Genomic DNA, 23816 nt, shown 5'->3' with positions numbered 1-23816 from the left:
GGTGTCCCCATTATCTGTTCCCGGTCACCTTCCGTCAATAAGGAAGCTATTCGGTTCTTTTTCACCAAATATCCCTGCTCCCTCTTTGGTTTCGACATCAATTGGTTTACAATAAATTCATATGCGTGTAAGACTACATACCGGGGCCTGAGATTCAGGCGTCCGGCCGCAAATAGGAGGATGGAGAACCATGCTGTTTATTGATAACGAAGGCATTACCGATGCATCCGTCAATTTGGCCATCGAAGAATATGCCCTGAGACATTTGCCGCTGGAGGACGACAGCTATTTGCTGTTCTATATCAACGCCCCTTCCATCATTATCGGCAAGCACCAGAACACCATCGAGGAGATCAATCAGGAATACGTCAAGGAGAACGGCGTGCAAGTCGTGCGACGGCTTTCCGGAGGTGGCGCGGTATACCACGACCTCGGGAATTTGAACTTCAGCTTCATTACCAAGGACGACGGTGAGTCTTTCCACAACTTCCGCAAGTTTACCGAGCCGGTGGTGCAGGCATTGAAATCGCTGGGTGTGAATGCGGAGATGACCGGACGCAACGACCTTCAGGTCGGGGAGCAAAAGATTTCCGGCAATGCCCAATTCGCCACGCGAGGCCGCATGTTCAGCCACGGCACGTTGATGTTTAACCTAAACCTGGACAACGTACAGGCTTCGCTGCATGCCAATCCGGAGAAGTTCAAATCGAAAAGTACCAAATCCGTACGCAGCCGGGTCGCCAACATCATCGACTTTCTGGACCGCAAAATGACAATTGAGGAATTCCGCGCCGAGTTGCTGCGGCATATTTTTGGCATGGAGCCGAACGCCGTGCCTCAATATAAATTGACGGAAGCAGACTGGGCGAAGATCCATGAGATTTCCGCTCAGCGCTATAAAAACTGGGATTGGAATTACGGTTTGTCGCCGGAGAGCAACGTGAAGCATGCCAAGAAATTTCCGGTCGGCATCATCGATCTGCGCATGAACATCAAAGACGGGCACATTCAAGACATCAAGATTTACGGGGACTTCTTTGGCGTCGGCGACGTGGCGGATATCGAGGACAAGCTGAGAGGCGTGAAATACGAGGATTCGGCTGTGCGAGAAGCTTTAGCTGGCATTGAGGTGAAGCACTACTTCGGCAATCTGGAGCTGGACGACTTTATCGGACTGGTATTCCTTGAAGAATAACGAACCTGCCCTATCTTTGAAAAAGCCCGCCATAAACCGGACCCGACTGGCCGATATGGGCCTGTTGTTCGTCGCGTTCATGTGGGGCTGTACCTTCTTGATCGTTCAGCATGCGGTGCGGGTGCTCCCGCCCCTGGCCTTTAACGCCATCCGCTTTATCGGGGCGGCGCTGCTGCTCGCTTTGATCATCGCCGTGTTTTATCGGCAGGAATGGAAGCAATTATCCTGGAGTATGGCGGGACATGCGGCGCTGCTTGGTTTGTTCCTGTTCCTCGGCTATTCGTTTCAAACGGTCGGCTTGCTGTATACCTCCACCTCGAACGCAGGGTTCATTACAGGATTGTCCGTCGTCATCGTGCCTTTTTTGTCATTTTGGCTGCTGAAGCATCGCATCTCCCGGTTCACCTGGATAAGCGCGTTGCTGGCCGCCGCCGGACTCTATCTGCTAGCGTTCGCCGGTACCCAGGGTCTGGCTTTGAATCGCGGCGATGCCCTCGTGTTCTTATGCGCCATTGCCTTTGGGCTGCATGTCGCCTACACCGGCGTGTTTGCTCCCCGTTATCCGGCGCTTCCTTTAGCATCGCTGCAAATGTTGGTCGTCGGCGTTCTCAGCGCGGCTGGATCGCTGCTGTTTGAACGTTCGGCTTCTTGGACCGAAACGGCCGGTCAACTGATGCAGCCGGAGGTATGGCTTGCGCTACTCGTCTCGATCGGGCCGACCAGTGCGTTCGCGTTTTGGATTCAGATGGTAGCTCAGAAGTTTACCAGCCCTTCCCGGGTCGCCGTCATTTTCGCCATGGAGCCGGTGTTCGCCGCGGCGACCGGCGTGCTCTTCGGAGGCGAACGGCTTGGTTTGGCGGCAGGGATCGGCTGTATGTGCATTTTAGGCGGTATGTTGCTCGCGGAATTGAAATCCGCCGGTTAGAGAGAGATCATTCCAAAAGGAGAGAAACCATGTATAAACTGATTGCCATCGATATCGATGATACCTTAATTAATGACGACAAAGAGGTTACTCCTGCAACGCAGCAGGCGTTGGAGCAAGCGGTGTCCAAGGGGGTAGTCGTCACCCTGGCAACCGGCCGCGCCTACGCTTCGGCCCAAGCGATCGCCCGTCAGACCGGGCTGAACGTGCCGATTATTACGTACCAGGGAGCGCTGGTCAAAAATCTGATGGACGAAAAAGTGCTCTACGAGCGTTACGTCCCGATGGAAGCGGCGCGCCAACTGTTTGAATACTGCATCGAGCGCAACCTGCACCTGCAAACGTACATCGACGACAAGTTGTACGCCCGCGAGGAGAACCAGAAGCTTATCGACTATACCACGCTAAACCGGACGCGGTATTACGTGGAGCCGGATTTCGCCAAGCTGGTGGCCCAGCCAACGCCGAAAATGCTGATCATCGACGAGCCTGATTACCTGGACCAAATCGCGCCGGAGCTGCGCGAATTGCTGGGGGACGGCGTTCATATCACCAAGTCCAAGCCGAATTTCCTGGAAATCATGCATGCGGAAGGCACGAAAGGCCATGCCTTGCGTTTCCTGGCGGCCCATTTCGGCTGCGACTTGTCGCAAACGATCGCCATCGGCGATTCGTGGAACGACCATGAGATGCTGGAGGCTGCTGGCCTGGGCGTAGCGATGGGCAATGCCATCCCGGCATTGAAGGACATCGCCGACTTCGTCACCCTGAGCAACAACGAGGACGGCGTGAAGCACGTGATCGATCAGTTTGTGTTAAATGCAAAAAACTAACTGGATTCCTCCAGTTAGTTTTTTTTTAGCTGAAATTTCGTTTATCATTTGCTGCAAAACGCCCAAAACTCGAAATCTATTCGGTTTTTCATATAGATTCAGGGCTTTTGCGCCCGATTGGGGCGAATAAGCATGAAATTTCATATACATTTGGTCCAAGTGACCTGACGTGGGTGAAATGTATTCGAATTTTCGCATACATTCGGCAGAAAGTATCGGTAGCGGGTAAATTGTATTCGAATTTTCGCATACATTAACCTCATGCCTACAGGGAACGGAGCTCGGAAGACATCCCATCGGCCCCCGCTTCGGAACGGCTCGGATATCCGCTCGAACAACCATTCGGAAATCTCCCTAAACATCTGCTCGAACATCCGTTTGAACATCCGCTCGAACATCTGTTCGGACATTCCCCCGGACGCCCACTCCGCCATCACTCCTCCGTCCGCAGCGGTACCCTCATCCCCGTCGCAGCAAACGCCACGCCCTCCGGCAATCCATAATCGCGCCGAAGGTCGAGGTCGTGCGACAGGTGCGTAAACACCGTTCGTGTCGGTCGAACTTCGTTCAAGAGCTCGAGCGCTTCCTTTACATCATACACCGACCGGGTCGCGAACTCCGCCAACTCATGATAAAAGCTCGTGCCCAGTACCAACAGATCTAGACCACGCAACGGCTCCTTTTGCTCCTCCGGTAAAGCGATCGAATCGGAGCAATAGGCCCAGGCGAAGCAGCCTTTCTCCAGTCGGTACGCATACGAAAATCCGTTCTTGCCGTGGAACACCTTCCACGCGCGGATCTGCCACCCGGCCAGCCGGGTCCCCTCGCTGCCAACGGCATGCAGATCTAAATGACCGCCTAGCCACGGATATTGCCGAAGGATCGTGTCCAGCACCTCCTGCGGCGCGTGCAGCTGTCCCCGTCTCCCCAGCCAACGGCAAGCATCCGCCCATTCAGGCAGTCCGCCGATATGGTCGAAATGGGCGTGCGTAACTAGAATTTGCTCTGCAAAACGTTGTCCTCTACGTTCCATGCCGGTCCGCCAATCCGGGCCGCAGTCAATCAGGAAGCTGCCTTCATCACCTTCTACCGCGACTAAAGCGCGATATCTCCGATTCACGCCGCTGGTGCTTCGCGCTTCCGCGCAAACCTCACAATCACAATACACCCTTGGAACCCCCATCGCATCCCCGGTGCCGATAAACTCGAGCTGATCCATATTGAAACGTCTCCCTCCTGACGAGCCACTTGTCTATTTTTTACGAAATCTCCCGCCATCGAGACCACTCTGTCTTGAGGGTTGACTACGTCTTATGTGCACAATACTTATCGTCCCAGCAAATCCAACGAGATGGAATTCGAGTCCTTATACATGTCCGGCGAACCAGATATCGGCTCGATCGTCAGCTCCAAATCGTCATTGACATTCAGCGTCTTGTCCTTGACGTAGAGATGTGCCCGATTCGCATGATATTGCAGCAATCCCAGGCTGTCGCGCGCGCCTTCCTTCACGATCCAGACGCGAATGGTATGACCTTTGTCCGGGACCAACCCGCCAACCAGCATGAGCATTTCCCGGGTGGCGGCGTTGTACCACACCCTCCCGTTTTCCGGCTCCAAACGGCCCATGGCGATCGGATAAGAGATCGTATCCGGCTTGGACAGGACCGATAGGGCTTCCGGCTCGTACGTTTGCACATAACGGTCCCAACCTGCTTCGGGTTGGTTCAGATGATCCAAAGCGTATCCCAGGCCCATCAGCACCATCAGGGCTGCGGCCAGTGACACGGTCCACTTCCAGCGTACCGATAGCAAGCGTAACGCCCGACGTCGCCACCCGACTCCTCTCACCCGGCGACGCAGGCTGCGCCGAATTCGTTCAGAAGGAAGGGCATCTGCCCACGGGTCAATACGCTGAGTGGAAGAAGTGACAGCCTGCTCCTGGAGGTGCGGTTGCACTCGCACTGGCAGCACCGGCATGACTAGCGCCGGCTTCGGGTCTCCGCTAACGGATATCCCTGGCATGTCCGTCTGTGATGCGTCAACGCCAACAATCCCCAGGACGTCCTCCCAATACGTTTTCTGCCCCAGACAGATCGCACAGGTGTCCAAATGCTTCGCCATTTCAGAGCGTTTCGTCTCCGCCATTGTCCCCAGCAGCCAATCGATCCACTCCTGCTCGGTATACATCCGAACACATACGCCGTCGTGCTCCGCCCCGTTGATTTTGCGAGCATTATCGCCGGTTTGCCCGTTCATGCTCGTTCCCTCCTTCCAGCGATTCTCCCCAACCCTGCTTCTCCAACTGCTTGCGCAAATGATTCAGGCCATATCGCACCCAGGACTTCACGGTACCGATTGGCACGCTCCAGGCCTCCGCCATCTCGCGCTGGGTCTGCAGGGCGAAATAGGAACCCACGATCGCCCTCTTCTGTGGTTCCGGCAGGGTGTAAATCGCCGTGCGGAGCGCCTCCCGCTCCAGTCGCGACAAGGCTTCGCTCTCGCCGGAGCCGTCTTCGTCCACCGCATCCCGGAGCAGCGCCTCGTCGCCTGGATACTCCAGCCGCGCTTTACGCCGCAAGCGGTCCAGGCTGCGGCTCCGGGTCATGACCGCCAGCCAAGCCCTGATCGAACCGCGTGACGGATCATAGTCCTGTCCGCGTCGCAGCACTTCCAGAAACACCTCATGGCAAATATCTTCGGCCTCCATCCGCTCCCCAACCAGACGGCCGGCCACCTGCATGACAAAAGGAGAATAACAGGCGTAAAACGCATCAAATGCCGACACCGAACCTTCGCACATTTCGCGCAGACGCCAGGTCATCTCTTCATTTTGCAGGTCCATGTTTGTCCCTCCCGCAAAATTTCTCCTCTTCTTACCTCCCGTTTTACCAAAAATGGTTTCGCTTGAAAACCCCAATTTTTTTTGCTTGGAATAAATCCAAGGCGTTGTTTCGTGCGTACCCTTGATGAACATCAATATTTCATAGGGGGTACAAGAGATGCTTCAAACCTTTCGAAAAGCAGCGTTCCTGCTGCTCATTGTGATCACGGCCGTAGGCGGTGCTCTATCCGGGGTTGGCAGAGCCTCGGCGGCCGGTTCGTTGGAACTTTACTCACCTTACTTAGAGTGGTCCGCAGCGCCGGGCGAATCCGTATCGTATACGATCGATCTCGTCAATCATGGCGGAAGCACGGCATCGGCCAACCTCTCTTTAGATTCGCAAAGCAAGGACTGGAAATACGAATTGACCGCGGGCGGCCGCGAGGTCTCGCGCCTGGCGGTAAAGGCCGGAGAGACCCAAACCTTCAACCTCGACCTCGACGTACCGCTGCAAGTCAACAAAGGCCGGTACGTATTCAATCTCAAAGCGGACGATGTCACATTGCCGCTCGTCGTCAACGTTTCGGAGCAGGGCACCTTCAAAACCGAGTTAACCTTGGACCAGGCTAATATGGAAGGCCATTCCGACTCCACTTTCACGTACAGCGCGGTGCTGCGCAACCGGACGACGCAAAAACAGACCTATGCCTTCAGCGCACAAGCCGAGCAAGGCTGGGACGTCCGCTTTAAAGCCGACGGCAACAGCGTAACTTCGGTCGAAGTCGAACCCAATGCCGAGAAGACGATTACAATTGAGGTGAAGCCGCCTGAACAAATCAAAGCCGGCAAGTACGAAATTCCGATTGCAGCTACAAGCGGCGATTCAACCGCCAACGCCAAGATTGAAGCGGTCGTGACGGGAACGTACGATATGAAATTTTCCACGACGGATGATCGGCTTAGCACTGACGTGGGGGCGGGTTCCGAACGCAAGCTGACCTTCGTGGTCCAAAATACCGGTTCCGCCGAGCTGCAGGATCTCTCCTTCTCTTCGTCCGCGCCGACGGATTGGGAAGTGTCCTTCGAGCCTTCGTCGATCACATCGATCGCGCCGGGCGAGAGCAAGCAGGTTCAGGCCACGATCAAGTCGAGCAAGAAATCGCTCCCCGGAGACTACGTGGTCAGTCTGACCGCCTCCTCCGCGAACAAAAGCGCGAACGCCGATCTGCGGGTGACCGTGAAATCGTCCGTATTATGGGGATGGGTGGGGGTTCTCATCATACTGGCGGTTTGTGGCGGCATCTATTACCTGTTCCGGAAATACGGGAGAAGATAATCCATGGTTACTGAGACCGGTATACGTATGACACCCACCCCATCGGCCAACGGCGAACGTCCGGTCGTCGAGCTGGTGCAGTTGACCAAGAAATACGGCGAGGCCACAGCTGTCGATCATCTGAATTTGAGCATCGCTCGCGGGGAGATTTTCGGATTGCTTGGTCCCAACGGCGCAGGGAAAACCACAACGATCCTGATGATGCTCGGGCTGACCGAACCGACCTCGGGGCATGCACGGATCTGCGGATTCGATCCGACGCGCGAGGCGCTTAAGGTTAAGCGGAAGGTTGGTTATCTGCCTGATGACGTCGGGTTCTATGAGGACCGGACGGCACTGGATAATCTCATGTACACGGCACGGCTCAACGGCGTATCGGAGCAAGAGGCCCTCCAGCGCGCCAAAGCCCTTCTGGAGAAAACCGGACTTGCGGACAACGCCGGTAAAAAGGTCGGGGCGTTCTCCCGCGGGATGCGGCAGCGTCTGGGACTGGCCGACGTGCTCATCAAAAACCCGGAAGTCATCATTCTCGACGAGCCTACGCTCGGGATCGACCCCGAAGGGGTACGGGAGCTGCTCGCCCTCATCTCCTCGCTGAGCCGCGACGAGAAATTGACGGTACTGCTATCCTCGCACCACCTGCATCAGGTCCAGCAAATTTGCGACCGCGTCGGTTTGTTCGTCGAAGGCCGTCTGATCGCCGCCGGCGACATCCGCTCCTTATCCAAGCAGTTGGACGCGGACGGCAACGTCTACGTCGAGGTTGGCGCCAAAGGTTGGACGGAGGAGTTGGCCCTGCACATCGCCGGTTTGGAAGGCGTCCGCGGCATCCGCTACCCGGTTCAAGGCGACGACGCGCTTGAGCGGGGCGTGACCGCAACCGTGGTATGCGAGCGTGACCTGACTGCCCAAATTGCCGATGCCGTCATTCACGGGGATGCGGAGCTTGTGTACATCCGCCGGAAGGAGTACGGGCTTGACGATATCTATCATCGTTATTTCGAAAGAAGGGGTGAGCAATGATGCAGCCAAACAAAGCGGCCGACGGCCGTTCGCCGAAGGAACTGCTGCGCCTGAACGAATGGCGGGAGCGCGCAAGAAGACAGTGGGCGGAACTGCGTCCCGCCGGCGAAGCTGATCCGCCCCGGGAACGCTCGTTTTCCTCCTTTTGGGTCATGGTGCAGAAGGAAATCGGCGATCATCTGAGCAGTTGGCGGTTCGGGATCCTGATGGGCATTATCGTGCTGGCTTGTATAGGCTCGATTTATTCGGCCGTCACGGCCATTCGATCGGGCGGCAGCGCGGCTGACGGAGGGGCGGGAGATACGTTCCTGTTCCTGAAAATGTATACTCTAACCAGCTCGGCGCTGGCGGTACCCTCCTTCTCTACATTCCTGTCCTGGCTAGGACCGCTGATCGGCATCACGCTCGGCTTCGACACCGTCAATTCCGAACGGAACAAAGGGACGTTAGGCCGCCTTCTGTCGCAGCCGATTTACCGCGACGATTTTCTGAAAGCCAAGTTCGTCTCGGCTTTGGCGATGATCGCCGTCGTCGTGTTTTCACTGGGCCTGCTCGTGATGGGGCTTGGCTTGTTTACGATCGGCTACCCGCCAACGCCGGAGGAGTTTGCCCGCATCTTCATCTTTTTGCTGATAGCGGTGGTATACATCGGCTTCTGGTTATGCCTGTCGATCCTGTTCTCGATCCGCTTCCGGCAGGCAGCGACGTCGGCGCTGTCGTCCATTGCCATTTGGCTGTTCTTTACGATCTTCTACAGCATGATCATCAACATGATCGACAGCGCGACGGCCGTCTCCCAGATGGCGACGCCGGATGCGCAGCTGCGGCAAATGAACCTCGTGCTGACGCTGAACCGCCTGTCTCCGACGGAGCTGTTCTCGGAGACGATCTCGACGATGCTTTCCCCCGGAGTCCGCGCATTGGGGCCGCTGACAATGGACCAGCTCGTGGGTGCAATCGCCAGCCCTTTGTCGCTGGGCCAAAGCCTGCTGCTGATCTGGCCGCAGCTGACCGGACTGCTCGCCGCCACGATGATCTGCTTTGGCCTGTCCTACGTCCTGTTCATGCGCCAGGAAGTGCGGTCGAGAGCCTAACCGAAATCGTACGCAAAGAAGCCGCTGAATATTTCAGCGGCTTCTTTATTTATTCTCACCCAAATAGTGGTGCTTTTGGGCCTTATTTTTCACTTTACGCCCCTTCTTGGGGAAATAAGGCCATTTTGGGGTCTTATTTCTCCCGAATGGCCCGTAGATGGGACATTTCGAGCTTATCGCCACAAAATAAGGCCATTTTTTACCGCTATTGGTTGGGCGAGGCTCCCATTCAGTGAAATAAGGGTATAAAATACCCTTATTTCCATCCACCACCCCAGTTAGATGATCACACTAAGTGGTTCGCGCTTCAGCGGATTCTCGAGGATCCAGCTCCGCTTTTGGTCGAAGAGATAAGCGCGGTGGACGAGCACGCGAACCTCCTGACCCGCCTTCAACGTTTCTTTCTCCAGGGAGCGGAACGTCGTTAGGGTATGCCCCCCGACCTCCACCTCCACCAGCCATTCGCTGCCGCGGAAATGCAGGTGCTTCACGACGCCTGGGGCAGTCGCGGATAACAATGTAAATTCGTGATCGGTGCCTACTTCGATGTATTCCGGACGGATCAAGGCTTTCGTCTCCGGCCCTCCGCTTTCCTCCTCGAAGCCTTTCAGGTCGGCGGCACGTTCCACCAGCGTCGATTGCCCGATAAACGAAGCCACGAACGGGGTTCCCGGCTCCTTGTAGATATCCCAAGGCGTCCCTTTTTGCTCCAGCCGTCCCTGATTAATAATCATGATTTCGTCAGCCACCTCAATCGCTTCATCCTGGTCATGAGTGACGAAAATCGAGGTGATCCCTACCCGCTCGATCAACTCGCGCAGCCACGAACGCAGCTCCTGGCGGATCTTGGCATCGATCGCGGCAAAGGGCTCATCCAGCAGCAACAACTGCGGCTGCGGAGCCAAAGCGCGGGCAAAGGCAACCCGTTGGCGCTGCCCCCCCGACAGTTGATGCGGATAGCGGTTCTCGAATCCCCGCAGCCCGGTCAGCTCGACCAGCTCCATGACCCGCGCTCGCGTGTCCGCCTTTGACACCTTCTTCACTTGCAGGCCGAAGGCAATATTATCGAATACCGTCATATGCTTAAAGAGAGCGTAACTTTGGAAAACAAAGCCGATTCCGCGATCCTGCGGTGCCAGCTCGTTAACCCGCTGCCCATGGAATAGAATCTCCCCGCCATCCGGCTGCTCCAGGCCCGCTAGCATGCGAAGTATCGACGTTTTGCCGCCCCCGCTAGGCCCCAGCAAACCGATCAATTGACCCTTTTCGATGCCAAAACTGACATTTTGGACGGCATGGAAGCTGCCAAAATGCTTATCCAAATTCCGCACTTCTACATGCATGCAAAACCACACATCCCTTCCGGTTTCCAAAGAACTGAATTATTAAATATTCAGATGAATTTACTTGGATTTGTTTATTAAGAATAGATTACCAAACCGCAAGCATTCCGTCAATCTGAAAAAAAGCAGTAGCCAAGCGGTTTGAGCGGTTTTTTTGCTATACCCTGAACAAAAACCGGCCTTCCCCGAATCTGTTTTCTACAGGGGATGGACCGGTTTTGTCAATTAGTGTTATAAAGTGTTGATGCTATGATGGTGTAATTGGATAAAGCGAGAAGTGAAAACAAAAACGCCCTATGACGTTATGCGGTAAATGCTGTGGCTTAACATTTTGACGTGCGCGACAGCGGCCGGCTTAATCTCTTCAAAGGTCAGCCGATCCTGGATGTAGTAAGAGATAAATCCATGCATACCCAAAAACATGCTGAGCGGAAGAGACGGATTGTTCTCCAGCGGATGCCTCTCCTCCTGCAAAAAACTGCGGATGATGGACTCGAACATATTGAAGCATTTGGCCTGTTCGCTGCGACAGTACGTCAATATTTCCTCATCCCTGAGCATAAACATGATTTCGTATTGGTGCGGATGCTCCAAGCCGAATTTGATGAATTCCAGCATGAGTTGCTCTGCTTTGGTCAGCCCGTCGGTAGGCGGCCGTTTGGTCACCTGCTCGCACAGATGGGTCAACGACTCGAAATCTTTCACCACGATGGCATAAAACAACTCGGCTTTTTCCTTGAAGTGATAATAAAGCGAGCCGTGACTGTATCCCAAATGCTGACCGATGCTCCTCATGGAAATCCCGCGGTACCCTTTGGTAATGAACAAGTGCCGGGCCGCTTCCATAATTCTTTCTCTCGACAACTCCTGATCAACTGCTCTTCTTGCCATAGGCATTATTCCCCTTCAATAAAATAAACCTTTTCACCTTCCGTCATCACGGCCTGCCCTCCCGTCAAATCGGTCATCCAATCCATAAAGGCTTGCGCCTCCGGATGATGCGGCAGACAGCATAGTGTCACCTTATCCGCAAACCCCGTATCTCCCGTACGGATGCCGCGGTTACGCAATTCATTCTCCACTTTACCTAGCCAAGTGTAATCCAGCTCCACGAATACTTGCTGATGAAGCACACGGGAAATGGCTTCCCCTGCTTCAATCGCTGCGACGGCTCCGTCAGTATATGCCCGGATGAGACCGCCCGCCCCCAGCATAATCCCTCCGAAATACCGGGTTACGACGATGGCGACGTTCTTGAGGCCCTGATTTTTGATCACCTCCAAAATCGGCTTACCGGCAGTTCCGCTCGGCTCCCCGTCGTCCGATTGCTTTTGGATTTCATCCCGTTCCCCGATCATGTACGCGGAACAGTTGTGCGTGGCGTTCCAGTGCTTCTTCTTGATCTCCTCAATAAACTGAAGCGCATCGGCTTCGGTTTCCACCGGTTTCACGTGCCCGATAAACCGTGATTTCTTGATGACGATTTCTTGTTCTCCGGCTTGCCTAACCGTCTTGTACTTTTCCAGCATATGAGACCATCCTTATGAATGTGCCAAGAAGCAGCTCCTCCGGCATCTTCCGGCGAACTGCTTCCTGACATTCTAACTTCAACGCATTTACTACTACCTGGCCTTACTTATTCGGAAAGACGGGCTTCCAGTTCGGCCTTTTCCTTCTCGTAACCCGGCTTGCCAAGCAGTGCGAACATGTTCTTCTTGTACGCTTCGACACCCGGTTGGTCAAATGGATTGACGCCCAGCAGGTAACCACTGATACCGCAGGCTTTTTCAAAGAAATAAACCAGGTAACCAAACGAATATGGCGTCATGTCCGGCACATTCACGACCAGGTTAGGTACATGGCCATCGGTATGTGCCAGCAGCGTGCCTTGGAACGCTTTCTTGTTGACGAAATCAAGCGTTTTGCCGGACAGGAAGTTCAAACCATCCAGATCGGCCGGATCGGATTCAATCGTGATGTGGCTAGGCACCTCAGTCACTTGAATCACCGTTTCGAAGATGTTCCGGTTGCCCTCTTGGATGAATTGACCCATGGAGTGCAGATCGGTGGAGAAATCAACCGAAGCCGGATAGATCCCTTTGTAATCCTTGCCTTCGCTTTCGCCGTACAGCTGTTTCCACCATTCCGATACGTAGTGCAGGGAAGGCTCGTAGTTGACGAGGATTTCCGTCACTTTGCCTTTGCGGTACAACGCGTTACGTACGGCTGCATATTGGTAGCTGGCGTTCTCGGCGAGGTTCGGGTTGCTGAATTCCTTCGACGCATCGGCTGCGCCTTGCATCATTTCTTCAATATTAATACCGGCAGTCGCAATCGGCAACAGGCCAACTGCGGTCAGAACGGAATAACGTCCGCCAACGTCGTCCGGAATGACGAACGTTTCGTAGCCTTCTTCGGTGGACAGCTTCTTGAGCGCCCCTTTGGCTTTGTCGGTCGTTGCGTAAATGCGCTTACGCGCTTCTTCCTTGCCGTATTTCTTCTCCAGCGCAGCGCGGAAAATGCGGAAAGCGATCGCCGGTTCCGTTGTCGTCCCCGATTTGGAGATGACGTTCACCGAAAAATCCTTGCCTTCAATCAGTTCAAGCAGGTGATTCACGTAAGTCGAGCTGATGTTGTTACCGGCAAAATAAATTTCCGGCGTCTTGCGCTTGTCCTTCGGCAACAGGTTATAGAACGAATGGGACAGCGATTCGATCGCCGCGCGCGCGCCCAAGTAGGATCCGCCGATGCCGATGACGATTAGGACATCGGAATCGCTTTGGATTTTGGCTGCCGCTTTCTGGATGCGGGCAAACTCTTCTTTATCATAGTCGGTCGGCAAGTTGATCCAACCCAAGAAGTCGGAACCTGCCCCGGTACCTTTATGTAGCTGCTCATGAGCCGTGCGAATCGGCTCCGCAAAATAATCGACCTCATGCTGCCCAACGAATTGCAGGGCTTTGCTGTAGTCAAACGTCACTTTTTTGGACATTGCTGAAACTCTCCTCCGTCTAATATTTATCACACTGACCTATCCAAGAGGAAACGTTCAAAAGCTGCTGTCTGGTAAAAAAAGCCGGTCTGAACGCCGCCTCAAACAACTTAAAACTAGGATACTGTAAATTCCCGGCAATGACAAGGGCACAATATACAGGTTTCCACGCGCCGTGCTAAAATAATTAAATGATGTTCAATTCTTTTGGAAGATGGTGACGAACTTGAAAAAAATCGGATTTATCGGCCTCGGGACGATGGGTGCGCCTATGGCATCCAACCTGCTGAAAGCAGGTTATCCTGTGACCGTGTTTAACCGGACCGCATCCAAAGCAGCGCCCCTTGCCGAGCAGGGAGCTTCCGTGGCACCTTCGCCGAAGGAAACCGCCGTGTGGGCGGACGTCGTAATCACGATGGTCAGCAACGATGAGTCCATCGCCGAAGTATACGAAGGCGAGAATGGCGTATTGGCCGGAATCCGGCCCGGGACCACCGTCATCGACTGTTCGACGATCTCGCCGGCACTCGTCAAACGCCTAGCCGCACAGATTGCTGAGCTTGGAGGCACGTTCCTCGACGCCCCAGTGACCGGCAGCTCGCCGGCCGCAATCGACGGCACCCTCGTATTTATGGTCGGCGGTTCTGCAGAGACTTTAGCGCAAGTGATGGAATTGTTCGACACGATGGGCAAAAAAGTGCTGCACATGGGCGACAACGGCAGCGGTGCCGTCGCTAAGCTGGCCCATAACACGATTGTCGGCATCAACAACCTGGCGCTGGCGGAAGGGTTTGCCATCGCCGCCAAATCGGGTCTGCCAGCAGACCGCTTCCTAGAACTCGTGCAGCTGGGTTCCGCCGGCAGCAAAGCTGCGGAGCTGAAGGGACGCAAAATCATCGAGCACGATTTCACGAATCAGTTCTCGCTTGCCTTAATGCTGAAGGATCTGAAGCTCGCGTCTGCGCTGACCGACGGCTCGGGCATTCCGGCGCCGATGCTGAGTCTGGCTAAGAGCCTGTTCCAATCTGGCCAAACCCAAGGCTTCGGCGAGGAGGACCTCTCCTCCGTCGTCAAGCTGTATGAAGCTTGGATTGGCAAACAAATCGGCGAATAAGCCTTCAGATTATGAAATAAAGGCAGGTACAGCGACATGGAATCGCTGATACCTGCCTTTTTGATTAGCTATGAGGCTTAAGCTCCTGCCCCATAAGAGCAGCAGTAGTCGGTGACGCTGCGCACCTCCAGCTTGAAGGAAGACTTGGCAGGAACGGTGAACGTTCCGCGCCCGCTGATTTCCCGCCACAGCGTTTCGCCGGGAAGCAGCACTTTTAGGTCTCCGGACAAAATGTCCATCACTTCCAGCGAGTCCGTGCCGAACTCATATTCCCCCGGGAGCATGATTCCCAGTGTCAGTTTGCTTCCGTCCGGAAGCCAAACGGTCCGGCTCGTAACTTTGCCGTCAAAATAGATGTTGGCTTGCTTCTCTACGGTTACATTTTGCAGTTTCTCTGTCACGTTCCCCTCTCCCTTCTTCCCCTCTAAGCGGTTGTTCAAAAAGTCGTCTTTTAATCACTTTCTCGGTGCTGAAAATCCGACTTTTTGAACTCCTATTCTTATTTATTTCAATTGGGCTTTCACGTGGTTAACCACGTTTTCTACCGTGAAGCCATACTCTTCGATGACCTTGTCGCCAGGTGCGGAAGCCCCGAATTTATCGATGCCGATGACCGAGCCTTTCTCGCCGACAAAACGATCCCATCCGAACGGATGCGCCATTTCTACAGCAACGCGGGCTTTAACGTCCGGCAGGATAACGGAGTCTTTGTAAGCCTGATCCTGTTTATCAAACAGATCCACGCTCGGCAAGCTGATGACGCGAACCTGGATGCCTTCTTCGGCCAAAGCGGCTTGCGCTTTAACCGCGAGTTGGACTTCCGAACCCGTAGCGATGATTTGCGCAACCGGTTTGCCGTCCTTCGCGTCGGCTACGACGTAACCGCCACGTTTGATCCCTTCGCGAGCCGCTTCCGCCGTTTTCTCCAGGATCGGCAGGTTTTGACGAGTCAGCACCAGGACGACCGGATTCGATTTGTTCTCTACCGCATAAGCCCAAGCCGCCGACGTTTCATTGCCGTCCGCCGGACGGATGACCGTCAAGCCTGGGATGATTCGCAGGGAAGCGAGCTGTTCGATAGGTTCGTGAGTAGGGCCGTCTTCGCCGACCGCGATGCTGTCATGTGTCAGCACGTAAGTCACCGGCAACTTCATCAGCGCGGACAAACGCACTGCCGGACGCAAGTAGTCAGTGAACACGAAGAACGTGCCGCCGAACACTTTCAGACCGCCATGCAACATGATGCCGTTCATGGCAGCAGCCATACCGAACTCGCGAACGCCGAAGTACAGGTTGCGGCCATCGCGGGTTTCCGGTGTATACATCGCCAGATCGTTCAAATGTGTCATTGTCGAGCTTTCCAGGTCGGCGGAGCCGCCCAGCAGCTGCGGTACGTTTGGAGCAAGTCCGTTGAGCGCGTTACCGGAAGCTACGCGCGTGGAGACCGCTTTGTCTGTTGCGCTGTACTTAGGCAGCTTCGCATCCCAACCGGATGGCAGATCGCCGGCAATCGCTTGCTCGAATTGAGCGGCCAACTCCGGATATTGTGATTGATATTGCTTAAACGTTTCTTGCCAAGCTTGATAAGTGGCAATTCCACGTTCTTTAACTTTGGCAAAATGCTCGCGTACTTCTTGCGGAACATAGAAATCTTCTTCATAAACCCATTTGTAATTCTCTTTGGTCAGCTTCGCTTCTTCAGCGCCCAGCGGGGAGCCGTGGGTACCGCCATGGCCGCCTTTGCCTTGCTTGTTCGGGCTTCCGTAACCGATCACTGTCTTCACTTCGATCAGCGTTGGACGTTCAGTGTCGCCTTTCGCTTCTTCGAGCGCCGCTTCGATGGCCGCCAGATCGTTGCCGTCTTCCACACGCAGCGTTTGCCAGCCGTAAGCTTCGAAACGTTGACGCACGTTCTCCGAGAAGCTGAGATTCAGCTTGCCGTCCAGCGAGATGTCGTTGGAGTCATAGAGGAAAATCAATTTGCCAAGCTTCAAGTGACCGGCGAGCGATGCCGCTTCACTGGCCACGCCCTCCATCAGGTCGCCGTCGCCGCAGATGCCGTACGTATAGTGATCGATCACTTTCAGATTGCCTTTATTGTAAGTCGCAGCCAGTTGGGTTTCTGCAAGCGCCATCCCTACTGCCATCGCCAAACCTTGACCAAGCGGGCCGGTTGTCGCATCCACACCAGCGGTATGACCAAACTCCGGATGACCCGGCGTTTTACTGCCCCATTGGCGGAATTGTTTAATTTCTTCCATCGGGAGGTCGTACCCGGACAAGTGCAGTAAGCTGTACAGCAGCATGGAGCCATGGCCGGCGGACAAGACGAAACGGTCGCGGTTGATCCAGGTTGGTTCGTCCGGATTATGGTTCATCGTTTTGGCAAATAGTTGATATCCCATTGGGGCGGAACCCATCGGCATGCCAGGATGGCCGGATTTCGCTTTCTCGATCGCGTCGATCGCCAGTGTACGAATGGTAGTGATCGAGAGTTTGTCGATCGTGTTGTTGTCTGAAAGTGACATTCGTGTTTCCTCCTTCATTATGAAAAGATCGTTGAAAACCATGAAACATTTAACGCTCCGTTTACAAAACAATCATTTTGAAAAAATCATTTTGACTTTATCTATTGTAGCACTTCCTACTCCCCTTTTCCATACCATTATTCCCAACCATTCCCCTGTAAATGAGCTTTTTTCGTGTTGCTCCTGCCCCGTTCATAATTCCCTTGCTTTTTAGGAACATATGTTCTATACTATGTGAAAACATTCACCTCTAGATCCGGCATAAATCCTTATCTATTAGGAGGCTAAAGATCATGATTACCCGTATTCCAACTCCGTTTAGCTATTCTTCCGCCGTTACGGCCGGCGACTATGTCTTTCTCGGTCTGCACCGAGGTTTTGGCGACGACTTCACCGCGCAAATCCACGATGTCTTCACCCAACTGAAATCCACCTTATCCGCGTGCGGATGCCCGCTGGAACGGTTGGTGAAAGTGAATGTGTATCTCAAGCATATTCAGGATCTGCCTGAGATGGAGAAGGTATTTTTCGAGTACTTTGAGCAAAACCATTGTCCGGCGCGCATGACCTCCACCACTGAATTCATCGATACCGATTGTCTTCTAATGATTGACGGGATCGCCTACCGGGGAGAGGAATAACGTAAAAACCGGCATCATGACGAGCTGACACGCTGCCCATGATGCCGGTTTTGTTATCCAAATCTCATGAATGAGGCCGTTAGTTGAAAACGACCGTCTTGTTCTGGTGGACCAAAATCCGGTCCTCGATATGCCATTTTACAGCCCGGGCTAACACAACCCGCTCGATGGTCCGACCGATTCGTTTCAGTTCGTTCACGTCGTCACGGTGGCTTACACGCTGCACGTCCTGCTCGATGATCGGTCCACCGTCCAGTTCCTCAGTCACGTAATGCGCGGTGGCGCCGATGATCTTGACCCCGCGGTCATAAGCTTGAGCATACGGCTTACCTCCCACAAACGCCGGCAGGAACGAGTGGTGAATGTTGATCAGGCGGGTGCGGTACGGCTCGATCAGCGCCGGGGAGACAATTTGCATGTATCTCGCCAATACGATTAAATCGACGTTGCCTCCGACGATCTCCAACTGCTTTTGCTCGGCTTCGCGTTTCGTCTCTGGCGTCACCGGAATGTGGTGGTACGGAATCCCAAACGATTCGACGTATTCCTTCATATCCGGATGATTGCTAACGACCATGGAGATTTCCGCATCCAGGTCCCCTGCTTGCCATTGCCAAAGCAGCTCGACCAGGCAATGATCCTCCTTGGATACGAAGATCGCCAGCTTCTTCTTGCGGCTCAGCTGATAGATGTTCCACTGCATCCGGAACTGCGAGGCGATCGCTTCAAAATCGCTCCTCAGCGCCGCAATCCGCCCGTCCAATCCATCCAAATCGAATTCGACCCGCATAAAAAACATGCCGCCCTCCGGGTCCATCGTATACTGGTCCGACTGCACGATATTCGCCCCATGCTCGTGCAGGAAGCGGGATACCGCGGCAACGATCCCCGGCCCGTCCGGGCAGGAGATCAACATGCGCGCACGGTTGCTCTCATAAGGTTTGACGGGTTGTCCGCCCGTTTTGATATGCGTATCCATTGTTCTTCCATTCCCCTTGCCACAAATGATGTCTTCGTTATTTACCCGCGCCGGCAAACCAGGCCACCAGGCGTTGGTTCACCTGCTCTTCCGTCAGCTCTGGGAACAGGCTGGCTTCCATCGCGAGGTCGTACAGCCGCTCCATCGGCTCGCGCGGATCGGCCTTCTTCGCTTTGGCATCGTTCTTGAGCAGATTCCACGTATCCAGCACGAAGGAACGGGCCCCGATGTCCTGCTTGGCAAAAAAGTCGGCCAAACGCTCCACATCGCTCAGGAACGATTCACCAAACCGTTCGCCGACGTTCCCGCGCAGCAGCGCGATCTCAACTTCGTACATCGGGCGTTGAGTTTTCGCTTCCTTCCCGACCCAAGGCGTCTCCAGAATGAACGGTCGGCCTTGCAGCGCCTCATGATGGACGATGCGGTGGATCGCATCGAAGCCAATCCAGCCGGAGCCGATCGGCGTATGGCGGTCTTTTGCCGCGCCAACCGGGTTTTTGCTGTCATTGATATGAACGACTTCAATCCGCTTTAATCCGATCGTATCGTCGAATTTCTTCAGGACGCCGTCCAGATCATTTACGATATCATAGCCGGCGTCATGGATGTGACAGGTATCAAGGCAGATGGTTAAGCGCTCGTTGTGTTGGACTTTCTCGATAATCTGCGCGATTTCCTCGAAGCTGCGACCGATCTCCGTCCCTTTGCCGGCCATGGTTTCCAGCGCGATGCAAACGTCGGTTTCACTCGTTCCGTTCAGCACTTCGTTAAGGCCTTCCGCAATGCGATTCACCCCGTACTCCGCATCCTTGTCCGTAAAAGCGCCGGGATGAAGCACGATGTTACGTACGCCAAGCGCATGGGTACGACGGATTTCCTCCTGCAGGAAATCCACGGCAAGCTGGTACGTGTTCGATTTGTAAGAACCTAGATTGATAATGTAAGGCGCATGGACGACGATTTCGTCGATACTGGCTTGTTTCATCGCCGCTTGGCCTTCTTCAATATTCATCGATTCGATCGGTTTACGCCGCGTATTTTGCGGTGCCCCGGTGTATATCATGAAGGAGCTGGAGCCGTAGGTTACCGCCTCGGCCGTTGCGCTAAGCAGGCCCTTGTCCGAGAACGATACATGGGAACCAATTTTCAGCAAGGTATTTTCCCCCTTTTGGACATTAAATCGCTAAACAAACCTATTTTAGCTTGAATGCTGAAATAAATAAAGAAATAAGGTATAATTTTAGCAGATTATCTCAGTTTTGAAAGATTCAATTTCTACTATCATAATATCCGAATTTTTAGCGAAAAGCGAAATCCGTTCCGAGGTGATGAATCGTGCTGCAATCTACCGTTTACATACTAACCGCCCAAGGCCCGAATCGCTGGTTTATGAACAGCATCGCGTTTTGGGGTTTCGTGCTGCTTGGCATGATGGCGATCGGCGGCTTCTTTATGTTCCGCAAATTTTTGAAGGTACTCCCGAAGGCTGACGGCATGTCGAAGCTGGACTGGCAGAACCATTGGGTCGAGCAGAGCCGCCACCTATGGACGGACGAAGCCAAAGCGTTCCTCGACCGGTTGGTCGAGCCTGTACCGGGACCGTTCCGGGACATCGCCAAGCATTCGATCGCCGCGGAGATCGGCAAAATTGCGCTGCAGGAGGAAGCCTCCGAGGTCACGCAGGAGCACTGCATCCGCGGTTACATCGTAGCCACGCCAAAACGCGACAACAAGTTCCTTGTTAAGTTTCTGGAAAATAATCAGATCGATTATCAACCCTATCGGCATTTAATGAACAAATAAGCGCATATGCACAAATTCACATCCGGCTCCTTGTCTTGCACTAGGCAGCCGGATTTTTACGTAGAGGAGGATTCAGGAAAACATGAAAACGGTGATCTTCGGGGGCTCGGGGTTTATCGGCCGGGCGCTGGCCAAGTTTTGGCTGAGCCAAGGACACGAGGTAATGATTGTCACGCGTGGTGGTACCGGGGGAAAGCGCTGGCTGCAGGAGGCTGCTGCTTCCGACGCTTTGCTGACCTCCACAACGTGGTTGGAATTGGAGAGAAATCCTGTGCTACTGGAAGGTGTTTCAACCATCGTGAATCTGGCCGGAGCTACACTGAATCAGCGTTGGTCGAAACCGACCAAGCAGCGGATTCTAGAGTCCCGCCTGGAGTCCACCCGAGCGGTTGCCCGCGCCGTTGAGCGAATGAAACTAAAACCTGAGGTTGTTGTACAAGGTTCCGCAGTTGGTATTTATGGTACTTCGCACTCAGAAGCGTTTGACGAGAGCTCGGCTATACCATCACCTCCCCCCGATTTTCTCGCCGAGGTGACAGCGGCTTGGGAGGAGACGGCAGACCGGGAATTCCGCGGAGTCCGCGTAGTCAAGCTGCGCACCGGAGTCGTACTCGGGCAAGGCGGCGGCGCATATCCGTTGATGCGCCTCCCCTATCAGCTTGGCATCGGAGGAAGTATCGGCAGCGGCAAGCAATGGGTCCCTTGGATTCATATTCAGGATATGGTGAGGCTGATTGATTACTGTGTCACTCATCCGGAAGTTCGCGGCCCGGTGAACGCAGTGAGCCCGCATCCGGTGACGAACCTTGATTTCGGGCGCACCGTATGCCGCGTGCATCGCCGTCCCTTCTGGCTTCCGCTGCCTGCGGCGGTGCTCCGAGCCGCGTTAGGCGAGATGTCGCTCCTGCTGCTCGAGGGGCAGCAGGTCATTCCCCGCGCGTTGCTAGAGGCTGGATTCACCTTCACTTATCCTGATTTAGAATCGGCGGTCGCCGATCTGAAGTCCTAAAATGACAACGGCCCGAAGACTGGAATTCCAGTCTCCGGGCCGTTGTCATTATCAACATTCAGGCGTTTACATCCGCGACTTCGTGAGCAAATACAAGAAATAAGGCGCACCGATAATAGCTACTACAATCCCGGTTGGGATCTCAGCCGGCTGAAGCACCCAGCGGCCTAGTGTATCGCCTAGGATAACAAGCAAACCACCAGCCAGCGCGGAGGCAGGGAGTAAATACTCATGCTTGGGTCCAACCAGCCGGCGGGCCAAGTGCGGCGCGATCAGCCCCACGAAGGAGATGCCTCCGCCCACGGCGACGCAGGCGCCGGTCAAACCAACCGCGGCAGCCAAGAGCCCCAGACGGGATCGCTCCAATGGAGTGCCGAGACCCGTCGCGGTTTGATCTCCCAGATTGAGCACATTCAGCGCGCGCGACTTCAAGAACACGTAAGGAAGCAGTACGATCAGCCAAGGCAGCAGCGCCAGTACGTACTTCCACGACGTTCCCCAAATACTGCCGACCAGCCAGATTTGCAGCATCTGAAAATTCTCCGGACGCAAGCGCAACTGCAGAACGATCATCGCGGCATTGATGCCGGCAGCAACCGCAATCCCAACCAACACCATTCGGATGGGGAGCAAACCGTAATTTTTTTTGAAGGAGAGTACGTAAATCAAGGTCGCTGCCCCGGCCGCTCCAAGAAAAGCCAGGACCGGCATCATATAGACGGGGGCGCTTGTCGTCGTCGGATAAAACGAAATAAACAGCGTTACCGCAAGGCCAGCTCCGGCATTGATTCCAAGCACCCCGGGATCGGCGAGCGGGTTACGGGAGATGCCTTGGAAGATACAGCCGGCAACCGCCATCCCCATTCCGATCAGCACGGAAATCACGATGCGCGGCAACCGGAATTCGAATAAAATCAGCTCTTGTTTATCTGTCCCAATGCCAACCAGGGTCCTAAACACATCGAGCGGCGACAGACGGATGTACCCGGTATTCATGCTAAAGATGAATACGGCAAGGATCAATAGCGCAAAGACGGTCATGACGATATAAGCTTTACGGGCTTTCTGCCGCAAATGCATAGGGGCTTCGACTCGGTTCATTCCAATCCCCCCTTCTGCTTCATGGCGAGATACAGGAAGAACGGCACCCCGATGACGGCAATCAAAGCGCCAATCGGCGTTTCATGCGGTGGATGAACCATCCGCGCCAAAATATCTGCAAATACCATCAATAAACTGCCAAGCAGGGCCGAGGACGGGATCACCCAACGGTAATCAACGCCAACTAAAAAGCGAGCCACGTGAGGTACCAGTAGGCCAACGAACCCAATCGCACCGACAATCGAAACCGCACTGCCGGCTAGAACCAACACGATGAGCATGCCAAGCGCCTTAATCAAGCGTGTTCTTTGGCCCAAGCCGGTCGCCACCTCTTCGCCGAGGCTGAGCAGAGTAATTGATTTCGACAGCAGCAAAGCGCAGAACAACCCGGCGAACACCCAAGGTGAGACCAGTTTGATTTGCAGCCAATTCGCACCGGCAATCGCGCCAGCGTACCAGAATGCAAGATCCTGTCCAATATTGAAGTAAATCGCAATCCCCTCGCTGATTGCGGTCAGCAGCATACTGACGGCAGCCCCTGCCAACGTCAGTCGAACCGGAGACATGCCTCCCTTGGACATGGAGCCGATGCCGAATACGAGTCCGGCACCCAGCCCGGCTCCGATAAACGAATAAAACATCGTTAGCAGGAATGAGGTGCCTGGCATCAACGCAAAGCTAATGGCCAGCGCCAGCCCTGCGCCGGAGTTAAGTCCCAATAAGCCGGAATCAGCCATCGGGTTGCGTGTCATCCCCTGCATAATGGACCCGGCTACCGCAAGCGCCGCGCCGATTAATGCAGCCGCCAAAGCCCGCGGGAGCCGCAGCTCCATAATAATTTGATGCTGAGTTTGCTCCGCCTGAAAGTGGAACAGCGCATCCCAGACGGTAGTGAGGTGAATATCTGCCGCCCCAACGGAAATCGAAAGGCAAATGGCAAACAGCAGCAGCACGGCACCGCCGAATAAAATCAAAGTTGCCGCAAGCGGGCGTGAACGGTAGCGTGGTTTGGTAGATTGGGTTATTGCCGACATGTCGAGAACCATCCTTTAATCAATTTTGCCGAAAAATAAGAG

The 23816-nt window shown here is 54.4% G+C and carries 23 protein-coding genes; 10 read left to right on the top strand and 13 right to left on the bottom strand.

The annotated features are described in order from the left end of the window. Positions 1-190 precede the first annotated feature (190 nt). Genes MKZ15_RS06445 through MKZ15_RS06435 form a run of 3 tightly spaced genes read left to right on the top strand, consistent with a single transcriptional unit; the run spans position 191 to position 2953 of the window. A complete protein-coding gene (locus MKZ15_RS06445) occupies positions 191-1195 on the top strand; it encodes a lipoate--protein ligase (RefSeq protein WP_155606527.1) in 1005 nt (334 codons plus the stop codon). 31 nt (positions 1196-1226) lie between these two features. Next, positions 1227-2120, top strand: a complete 894-nt coding sequence (locus MKZ15_RS06440) for a DMT family transporter (protein ID WP_339822320.1) — start codon at positions 1227-1229, stop codon at positions 2118-2120. 29 nt (positions 2121-2149) lie between these two features. Beyond that, positions 2150-2953: a Cof-type HAD-IIB family hydrolase gene (locus MKZ15_RS06435; protein WP_193415481.1), complete on the top strand. Its 804-nt coding sequence runs from the start codon at positions 2150-2152 to the stop codon at positions 2951-2953. A gap of 433 nt (positions 2954-3386) precedes the next feature. On the opposite strand, the gene MKZ15_RS06430 is transcribed toward MKZ15_RS06435, so the two are convergent. The 3 genes from MKZ15_RS06430 to MKZ15_RS06420 form a co-directional block, all read right to left on the bottom strand. Then, positions 3387-4172, bottom strand: coding sequence for an MBL fold metallo-hydrolase (locus tag MKZ15_RS06430; RefSeq protein ID WP_339820772.1), 786 nt, complete (start codon positions 4170-4172; stop codon positions 3387-3389). Between the two features lie 107 nt (positions 4173-4279). Further along, a complete protein-coding gene (locus MKZ15_RS06425) occupies positions 4280-5212 on the bottom strand; it encodes an anti-sigma factor (RefSeq protein WP_339820771.1) in 933 nt (310 codons plus the stop codon). Then, the gene (locus MKZ15_RS06420) at positions 5190-5798 is read right to left on the bottom strand and encodes a sigma-70 family RNA polymerase sigma factor (protein ID WP_339820769.1); all 609 of its coding nucleotides are present in this window, start codon (positions 5796-5798) and stop codon (positions 5190-5192) included. The genes MKZ15_RS06425 and MKZ15_RS06420 overlap by 23 nt, the downstream gene beginning before the upstream one ends. A 157-nt stretch (positions 5799-5955) precedes the next feature. On the opposite strand from MKZ15_RS06420, the gene MKZ15_RS06415 reads away from it, so the two are divergent. Genes MKZ15_RS06415 through MKZ15_RS06405 form a run of 3 tightly spaced genes read left to right on the top strand, consistent with a single transcriptional unit; the run spans position 5956 to position 9230 of the window. Then, positions 5956-7113, top strand: a complete 1158-nt coding sequence (locus MKZ15_RS06415) for an NEW3 domain-containing protein (RefSeq protein WP_155606521.1) — start codon at positions 5956-5958, stop codon at positions 7111-7113. 3 nt (positions 7114-7116) lie between these two features. Then, positions 7117-8136: an ABC transporter ATP-binding protein gene (locus MKZ15_RS06410; RefSeq protein WP_339820765.1), complete on the top strand. Its 1020-nt coding sequence runs from the start codon at positions 7117-7119 to the stop codon at positions 8134-8136. Continuing rightward, entirely contained in the window at positions 8133-9230 is a 1098-nt protein-coding gene (locus MKZ15_RS06405; RefSeq protein WP_339820763.1) for an ABC transporter permease, read from the top strand. The genes MKZ15_RS06410 and MKZ15_RS06405 overlap by 4 nt, the downstream gene beginning before the upstream one ends. A 278-nt stretch (positions 9231-9508) precedes the next feature. On the opposite strand, the gene cysA is transcribed toward MKZ15_RS06405, so the two are convergent. The 4 genes from cysA to MKZ15_RS06385 form a co-directional block, all read right to left on the bottom strand. Further along, entirely contained in the window at positions 9509-10573 is a 1065-nt protein-coding gene (gene cysA / locus MKZ15_RS06400) for a sulfate ABC transporter ATP-binding protein (protein ID WP_339820760.1), read from the bottom strand. Between the two features lie 294 nt (positions 10574-10867). Beyond that, positions 10868-11464: a TetR/AcrR family transcriptional regulator gene (locus MKZ15_RS06395; RefSeq protein WP_339820758.1), complete on the bottom strand. Its 597-nt coding sequence runs from the start codon at positions 11462-11464 to the stop codon at positions 10868-10870. Positions 11465-11469: 5 nt separating this feature from the next. After that, positions 11470-12102 (bottom strand): YigZ family protein, encoded by a 633-nt coding sequence (locus tag MKZ15_RS06390; RefSeq protein ID WP_155606512.1) that lies wholly within the window; start codon positions 12100-12102, stop codon positions 11470-11472. Between the two features lie 107 nt (positions 12103-12209). Continuing rightward, the gene (locus MKZ15_RS06385; RefSeq protein WP_155606511.1) at positions 12210-13565 is read right to left on the bottom strand and encodes a glucose-6-phosphate isomerase; all 1356 of its coding nucleotides are present in this window, start codon (positions 13563-13565) and stop codon (positions 12210-12212) included. 226 nt (positions 13566-13791) lie between these two features. Here MKZ15_RS06385 and MKZ15_RS06380 point away from each other — a divergent pair, with 226 nt between their 5' ends. Continuing rightward, positions 13792-14679 (top strand): NAD(P)-dependent oxidoreductase, encoded by an 888-nt coding sequence (locus tag MKZ15_RS06380; RefSeq protein WP_339820756.1) that lies wholly within the window; start codon positions 13792-13794, stop codon positions 14677-14679. A 77-nt stretch (positions 14680-14756) separates the two neighbouring features. Here MKZ15_RS06380 and MKZ15_RS06375 read toward each other — a convergent pair whose 3' ends face one another. After that, complete coding sequence (locus MKZ15_RS06375) at positions 14757-15080, bottom strand: pyrimidine/purine nucleoside phosphorylase (RefSeq protein ID WP_213623410.1); 324 nt, start codon at positions 15078-15080, stop codon at positions 14757-14759. 102 nt (positions 15081-15182) lie between these two features. Further along, on the bottom strand, positions 15183-17207 hold the full coding sequence (tkt, locus tag MKZ15_RS06370) for a transketolase (RefSeq protein WP_339820752.1): 2025 nt from the start codon (positions 17205-17207) through the stop codon (positions 15183-15185). 293 nt (positions 17208-17500) lie between these two features. Here tkt and MKZ15_RS06365 point away from each other — a divergent pair, with 293 nt between their 5' ends. Then, complete coding sequence (locus tag MKZ15_RS06365; protein ID WP_213623411.1) at positions 17501-17848, top strand: RidA family protein; 348 nt, start codon at positions 17501-17503, stop codon at positions 17846-17848. Between the two features lie 79 nt (positions 17849-17927). On the opposite strand, the gene purU is transcribed toward MKZ15_RS06365, so the two are convergent. Then, positions 17928-18827 carry a formyltetrahydrofolate deformylase gene (purU, locus tag MKZ15_RS06360; protein ID WP_339820749.1) on the bottom strand — a complete coding sequence of 300 codons (900 nt, stop codon included), beginning with the start codon at positions 18825-18827 and terminating at the stop codon, positions 17928-17930. 37 nt (positions 18828-18864) lie between these two features. Beyond that, positions 18865-19980, bottom strand: a complete 1116-nt coding sequence (locus MKZ15_RS06355) for a deoxyribonuclease IV (RefSeq protein WP_339820747.1) — start codon at positions 19978-19980, stop codon at positions 18865-18867. Between the two features lie 185 nt (positions 19981-20165). On the opposite strand from MKZ15_RS06355, the gene MKZ15_RS06350 reads away from it, so the two are divergent. Both MKZ15_RS06350 and MKZ15_RS06345 read left to right on the top strand, forming a co-directional pair. Beyond that, the gene (locus MKZ15_RS06350; RefSeq protein WP_155606556.1) at positions 20166-20630 is read left to right on the top strand and encodes a DUF2621 domain-containing protein; all 465 of its coding nucleotides are present in this window, start codon (positions 20166-20168) and stop codon (positions 20628-20630) included. A gap of 82 nt (positions 20631-20712) precedes the next feature. Next, the gene (locus MKZ15_RS06345; protein WP_339820746.1) at positions 20713-21639 is read left to right on the top strand and encodes a TIGR01777 family oxidoreductase; all 927 of its coding nucleotides are present in this window, start codon (positions 20713-20715) and stop codon (positions 21637-21639) included. 66 nt (positions 21640-21705) lie between these two features. Here the strand turns inward: MKZ15_RS06345 and MKZ15_RS06340 are convergent, their stop codons facing one another. Both MKZ15_RS06340 and MKZ15_RS06335 read right to left on the bottom strand, forming a co-directional pair. Next, entirely contained in the window at positions 21706-22740 is a 1035-nt protein-coding gene (locus MKZ15_RS06340) for an iron ABC transporter permease (RefSeq protein ID WP_339820744.1), read from the bottom strand. Then, the gene (locus tag MKZ15_RS06335; RefSeq protein WP_240908708.1) at positions 22737-23774 is read right to left on the bottom strand and encodes an iron ABC transporter permease; all 1038 of its coding nucleotides are present in this window, start codon (positions 23772-23774) and stop codon (positions 22737-22739) included. The genes MKZ15_RS06340 and MKZ15_RS06335 overlap by 4 nt, the downstream gene beginning before the upstream one ends. Between the last annotated feature and the right edge of the window lie 42 nt (positions 23775-23816).

Source organism: Paenibacillus sp. FSL R7-0216, from assembly GCF_037969915.1.
GTDB lineage: Bacteria > Bacillota > Bacilli > Paenibacillales > Paenibacillaceae > Fontibacillus > Fontibacillus rhizolycopersici.
Note: the sequence above shows the minus strand (reverse complement) of the source record. Positions and strands in the feature narration are given on the sequence as shown.